The organism is Streptomyces virginiae (assembly GCF_000720455.1).
Lineage (GTDB): Bacteria > Actinomycetota > Actinomycetes > Streptomycetales > Streptomycetaceae > Streptomyces > Streptomyces virginiae.
Genome location: NZ_JOAK01000009.1, coordinates 278,067 through 284,155 on the forward strand (window position 1 = coordinate 278,067; position 6,089 = coordinate 284,155).

Annotated in this window: 5 protein-coding genes; 2 read left to right on the plus strand and 3 right to left on the minus strand. The window is 72.9% G+C overall.

The window, feature by feature from the left end; translation table 11 throughout:
- Positions 1-28: 28 nt before the first annotated feature.
- On the minus strand, positions 29-2,452 hold the full coding sequence (locus IG86_RS0116900) for an excinuclease ABC subunit UvrA (RefSeq protein WP_030820984.1): 2,424 nt from the start codon (positions 2,450-2,452) through the stop codon (positions 29-31).
- 88 nt (positions 2,453-2,540) lie between these two features.
- Positions 2,541-3,536, minus strand: a complete 996-nt coding sequence (locus IG86_RS0116905; RefSeq protein ID WP_030820986.1) for an LLM class flavin-dependent oxidoreductase — start codon at positions 3,534-3,536, stop codon at positions 2,541-2,543.
- Positions 3,537-3,646: 110 nt separating this feature from the next.
- Here IG86_RS0116905 and IG86_RS0116910 point away from each other — a divergent pair, with 110 nt between their 5' ends.
- Complete coding sequence (locus IG86_RS0116910; protein ID WP_030820988.1) at positions 3,647-4,141, plus strand: phosphatase domain-containing protein; 495 nt, start codon at positions 3,647-3,649, stop codon at positions 4,139-4,141.
- Between the two features lie 58 nt (positions 4,142-4,199).
- Here IG86_RS0116910 and IG86_RS0116915 read toward each other — a convergent pair whose 3' ends face one another.
- Positions 4,200-4,415 carry a dodecin gene (locus IG86_RS0116915; protein ID WP_030663252.1) on the minus strand — a complete coding sequence of 72 codons (216 nt, stop codon included), beginning with the start codon at positions 4,413-4,415 and terminating at the stop codon, positions 4,200-4,202.
- Positions 4,416-4,579: 164 nt separating this feature from the next.
- Here IG86_RS0116915 and IG86_RS0116920 point away from each other — a divergent pair, with 164 nt between their 5' ends.
- Positions 4,580-5,842, plus strand: a complete 1,263-nt coding sequence (locus IG86_RS0116920; protein WP_030820990.1) for an extracellular solute-binding protein — start codon at positions 4,580-4,582, stop codon at positions 5,840-5,842.
- Positions 5,843-6,089 lie beyond the last annotated feature (247 nt).

Here is a 6,089-nt window from a genome sequence, read left to right on the forward strand (position 1 = left end):
TCGCTCGGGAACACCCCCTGCGCACACGCTAGGCGGACGCCGTCCCGTCCGCGACCGCGAGCCCGTCCAGCGCCCGCGAGAGATAGGCCGCCGTCCGGCCCCGGCCCGCCGCCGCCACTTCGCGCGGAGTACCCGCGGCGACGATCCGGCCGCCCTCCGCGCCGCCGCCCGGGCCCAGGTCGATCACCCAGTCCGCGCCCGCCACCACGTCCATGTCGTGCTCCACGACCACCACCGAATGCCCGGCGTCCACCAGGCCGTGCAACTGCCGCAGCAGCACCCGCACATCGGCCGGGTGCAGACCCGTCGTCGGCTCGTCCAGCAGGTACAGCGTGTGGTCCCGGCGCTGCCGCTGGAGCTCCGTCGCCAGCTTGATCCGCTGCGCCTCGCCGCCCGACAGCTCGGTCGCCGGCTGCCCCAGCCGCAGGTAGCCCAGGCCGATCTCCTCCAGCGCCCGCAGGCTGCGCGCCGCCGCCGGGACACCGGCGAAGAACCCCGCCGCGGACTCCACCGTCAGCCCCAGCACCTCCGCGATGTTCAGGCCCTCGTACCGGACCTCCAGCGTCTCGGCGTTGTACCGCGCGCCGCCGCACTCGGGGCACGGGGCGTACGTACTGGGCAGGAACATCAGCTCCACCGAGACGAAGCCCTCTCCCTGGCACGTCTCGCACCGCCCGCCCGCCACGTTGAAGGAGAACCGGCCCGCCTTCCAGCCGCGCGCCCCCGCCTCCGGGGCCGCCGTGAAGAGCTTGCGCACCACGTCGAACAGCCCCGTGTACGTGGCCAGGTTGGACCGCGGGGTCCGGCCGATCGGCTTCTGGTCCACCTCCACCAGCCGACGTACGGGGAAACCGGGCTCGGCGATCCGCTCCCCGGCCTCCCGGGCCAGCGCCTGACCCACCAGCGTGGACTTCCCGGACCCCGACACCCCGGTCACCGCGGTGAACACCCCGAGCGGGAACGTCGCGTCGAGGTCCCGCAGGTTGTGCCGGGCCACCCCGCTCAGCCGCACCTCCCCGGTCGGCCTGCGCACCACCCGGGCCGGCTCCGCCGACTCCCGCGCCGCGAACAGGTGCCGCGCCGTGGCCGACTCGGCGACGCCGGCCAGCGCCGCGGGCGGCCCGCTGTGCAGCACCCGCCCGCCGCGCTCCCCGGCCAGCGGGCCCACGTCCACCAGCCAGTCCGCGTGCCGCACCACGTCCAGATGGTGCTCGACGACGAAGACGGTGTTCCCGGCCTCCTTCAGCCGGTCCAGTACCCCGAGCAGCGCCTCGGTGTCGGCCGGGTGCAGCCCCGCCGACGGCTCGTCCAGCACGTACACCACCCCGAACAACCCCGACCGCAGCTGCGTCGCCAGCCGCAGCCTCTGCAGCTCGCCCGCGGACAGGCTCGGCGCGGTCCGGTCCAGGCTCAGGTAGCCGAGCCCCAGCTCCGTGACGGGCCCGATCCGCGACCGCAGGTCGTCGGCGAGGACCCGAGCGGCCTCCCCGTCCAGGGGCGCGCAGGCCAGTACGGCGTCCAGATCCGTCAGCGCCAGCGCCGCGAGCTCCGCGATGGTCCGCCCGGCGAAGGTGACCGCGAGGGCCTCCGGGCGCAGCCGGCGCCCCTCGCACACCGGACACGGCGAGTCGGCGAGGAACCTCTCGGCGCGGGCCCGCAGGGTGGCGCTCTTGCTGTCGGAGAACGTCCGCATGACATAGCGGTGGGCGCTCATGTAGGTGCCCTGGTAGGGCCGTTGGATCCGGTCGGCGTCCCGCACCGGGTGCACGGTCACCACCGGCTGCTCCTCGGTGAACAGGATCCACTCGCGGTCCTTCGCGGGCAGTTCCCGCCACGGCCGGTCCACGTCGTGGCCGAGCGTCTCCAGGATGTCCCGCAGGTTCTTGCCCTGCCAGGCGCCCGGCCAGGCGGCGATGGCACCCTCGCGGACCGACAGCCCGGGATCGGGCACCAGCAGCTCCTCGCTGGTGCGGTGGATCCGGCCGAGCCCGTGACAGGAGGGGCAGGCGCCGGCGGCCGTGTTGGGCGAGAACGCGTCCGAGTCCAGCCGCGGCGCGCCCGGCGGATACGTACCGGCCCGCGAGAACAGCATCCGCAGGGAGTTGGACAGCAGCGTCACCGTACCGACCGAGGAACGCGAGCCGGGGGAGGAGCGGCGCTGCTCCAGGGACACCGCCGGCGGCAGGCCGGTGACGGAATCCACCTTCGGCGCGCCGATCTGGTGGATGAGGCGGCGGGCGTACGGGGCCACCGACTCGAAGTACCGCCGCTGGGCCTCGGCGTACAGCGTGCCGAAGGCGAGCGAGCTCTTCCCGGAACCGGACACCCCGGTGAACACGGTCAGCGCGTCGCGCGGGATGTCCACGTCGACCCCGCGCAGGTTGTGCTCCCGGGCGCCCCGCACCCGTACGTAGGGATCGCGGTCGGTCCGGGGTTCGGTGGCCTGGTGCATTCGTCCCACTTTACGGCCCGGTCGCGCGGGTGAGGTCAGGGCCGGCGCCCCTCGCACGCCTCGGTTGGCTGTCGACGCCACCGGATGCCTACGGCCCGAGGCCCGCGATACGGGCCAGCCGGGTGTAGGAGTCCAGGAGGGCCGTGCGGTCGTACGTGGAGGTGGTGACCAGGAGTTCGTCCGCGCCGGTGAGGTCCGCGACCTGGGACAGTTCCGCCGCCACCTGGTCCTGCGTCCCGTGGATGTGCCCGGTGAGGGCGCCCTCGTACAGTTCCCGCTCCTTCGGGGTCATCTCCAGGGCCTCGACCTCGTCCGCCGGGCGGAGCGGGGGGAAGCTGCCGCGGGTGCGGGAGTACGCGACGGACCAGGCCTCCGGGAGCAGGATGCGCCGGGCCTCCTCGGTCGTCGCCGCGACGGCCACCGTCCCCGAGACCACGACGTAGGGCTCCGTGCCCCGGGCGGAGGGCCGGAACTCCTTGCGGTACCTCTCCACGATCTCGGCGACCCGGTCGCGGCCGCGCAGGTCGCCCACCACCAGCGGCAGTCCCGCCCGGGCGGCGATCCCGGCGCCTTCCCCGGTGGCGAGCACGTACGCGGGTATCCGCAGGCCTTCGGCGGGGCGGGCGTGCACCTCGGGGTGTGCCTGCTGGGTGCCGTCGAGCCAGCCGAGGAGCTCGGTGAGCTGTTCCTCGAAGCGGTCGGCGTCCCCGGTGTCCCGGCCCAGGGCGCGGCGGATGCCGTTCGTGAAGCCGACCGAGCGGCCGAGCCCCATGTCGATCCGGCCGGGGAAGAGCGATTCCAGCACCCCGAACTGTTCCGCGACCACGAGTGGCTGGTGGTTGGGCAGCATGACGCCGCCCGTGCCGACCCGGATCCGGTCCGTCGCCCCGGCGACGGCCGCGGCCAGCACGGTCGGCGCCGAGCCCGCGACGCCGGGCACGCTGTGGTGCTCCGACACCCAGAAGCGGTGGTAGCCGAGGCCCTCGGCCGTCCGGGCCAGTGCCACGGTGTCGCGCAGGGCCTGCGGGGCCGGGTGGCCCCGGCGGGTGCGCGACCGGTCGAGTATCGAGAGTTTTCGGATCACACAGGACTCAACGCCGTGGGGCCGAGGGGATTCCCGCCCGGCCCCCTGCACCCGCGCCCGCCCACGCTCGCGTCCGGGGCCGTGTCGGCGCCCCGCCGTACGCTGGCCGGATGAGTGAGAAGCGCACGTCGCGGCCGTTGGCCGTCTTCGACATCGACAACACGCTGGCCGACACCGCCCACCGTCAGCACTTCCTGGAGCGCCGCCCCAGGGACTGGTCCGGCTTCTTCGGCGCGGCCCCGGCCGATCCGCCGCTCGCGCGCGGGATCGCCCTGGCGGTGGAGAGCGCGGCCGACTGCGAGGTGGTGTACCTGACCGGGCGGCCCGAGCGGTGCCGGGCGGACACGCAGGAGTGGCTCACCCGGCACGGCCTGCCCGAGGGGCGGCTGTGGATGCGCGGCAACCAGGACCGGCGGCCGGCCCGGACGACCAAGCTGGAGGTGCTCGGCCGGATCGCCCGTGGCCGGGAGGTGCGCATGCTCGTGGACGACGACGAACTGGTCTGCCAGGCCGCGCGGGCGGCCGGCTTCCGCGTGGTCGTCGCCGACTGGGCGGCGGAGGCGCCCGAACTCAAGTCCGGCCAGGAGGTCGAGGGCCGGACCTGAGCGGGCGTGGGACGGAGCTGAGCGGGCGTGGCCCGGAGCTGAGCGGGCGCAGGCCGTCTCAGTCCTCGCCCTCGAGCCGGAAGCCGACCTTCAGCCCCACCTGGTAGTGGGCGATCTCCCCGTTCTCGATGTGGCCGCGCACCTGGACCACCTCGAACCAGTCCAGGTTCCGTACGGTCTGGCCCGCCCGGGCGATGCCGTTGCGGATGGCCTGATCGATGCCCTCGTGGGAGGTGCCGACGATCTCGGTCACCCGGTACGTGTGGTTGGACATGGAGTCTCCCGACAGTGGGTCGCTTTTGCCTGGTTCTACGGTGCCCCAGTAAGTCCGGCTCCGCGAACTTTGAGCCAACAATCCCGAGCGAAAGACCCTTGACCGGCCTATTGGTCTATGCCAATTTCGAGCCATCGGAGACCGAGCCCCAGAAGGTGACCCTCTTGAAGATGCGCTTCCTCGCCCTGTGCACGGCCCTCGCGGCCGCGACCGCCCTGACGGGCTGCAGTCAGTTGGCCGATTCGGCCGCAGGGCGGCAGAAGGTGACGCTCTGGCTGATGAAGGGCAGCGCCTCCGAGGACTTCATCGACAGGTTCACCGCGTCCTTCGAGCAGGAGCACCCCGGTCTCGACCTGGACGTGAGGATCCAGGAGTGGACGGGCATCGGCGACAAGGTCAACGCCGTCCTGAAGGGCACGAGCAAGGAGCCCGCCGACGTCATCGAGGTCGGTAACACCCAGGTCGCGCAGTACATCGAGACCAAGGGCCTCTCCGAACTCACCCTTGAGGCACTGCGCGAATGGGACAGCAAGCACTGGCTCAAGGGCCTCTCCGAGCCGGCGAGCGTCAACGGAGCCCAGTACGGCGTCCCCTGGTACGCCGCCAACCGAGTGGTCGTCTACCACAAGGACCTCTTCGCGAACGCCGGGATAAAGACCCCGCCCAAGAACCGCCAGGAGTGGATCCAGGCCACCCAGAAGCTCGACAAGGGCGAGCAGCAGGGCATCTACCTCGCGGGCCAGAACTGGTACGTCCTCGCCGGCTTCGTCTGGGACGAGGGCGGCGAGCTCGCCGTCGAGACGGGCGGCAGGTGGGTCGGCACCCTCGACGACGACAAGGCCCTGGCCGGCATGGAGTTCTACAAGCAGCTCCAGGCCCTCGGCGACGGACCCGAGGCCGCCGACGAGGAGACGCCCCCGCAGTCGCAGGTCTTCGCCCGAGGCCAGGTCGCCCAGATCATCGCCCCGCCCGGCCAGGCCGCCGAGATCGAGGCGGCCAACTCCGCGCTGAAGGGCAAGCTCGGCTTCTTCCCGATCCCCGGCAAGACCTCCGACAAGGCGGGCTCCGTCTTCACCGGCGGCTCCGACCTGATCATCCCGGAGCGGACCGCGAACCGGGAGGGCGCCGTCGACGTGATCACGGCCCTGGTCAGCGAGAAGTGGCAGACCGAACTCGCCCGCACGATGAGCTACGTACCGAACAGGACCACCCTCGCGCACGTGGTCGAGGGCAACGAGGGCGCCACCAACATGGCACCAGGCGCCGCCCAGGGCCGGGCCACCCCGGCCTCCGCCCGCTGGGCCGAGGTCGAGGCGAAGAACCCGATCAAGCCCTACATGACGGCCGTGCTCACCGGCCAGGACCCCAAGCAGGCCGCCCGCGCCGCCTCCGAGGAGATCGGCCGGGTGCTCAGCTCGGACCGCTGACCCGGCGGCGGTGCCCGCCGCGGGAGCCCCACCCCCGAGACGGGGTACCGGCGAGTTCAGCGTCCGCACACCCAAGAGCCGCAGAGCGGTCATGTCGAATCCAGCCGGTCACGGAAGAAGTAAAGGAGCCAGGCCACCACCTGCCGGCCTGGCCCTCCGTGCCCGGTTCAGGAGCCGCCATGACCATCGCACCCCTGTCCCCGTCCCTCTCCACGGCCCCCGCCCCCACCTCCCCGCTCCTCACCCC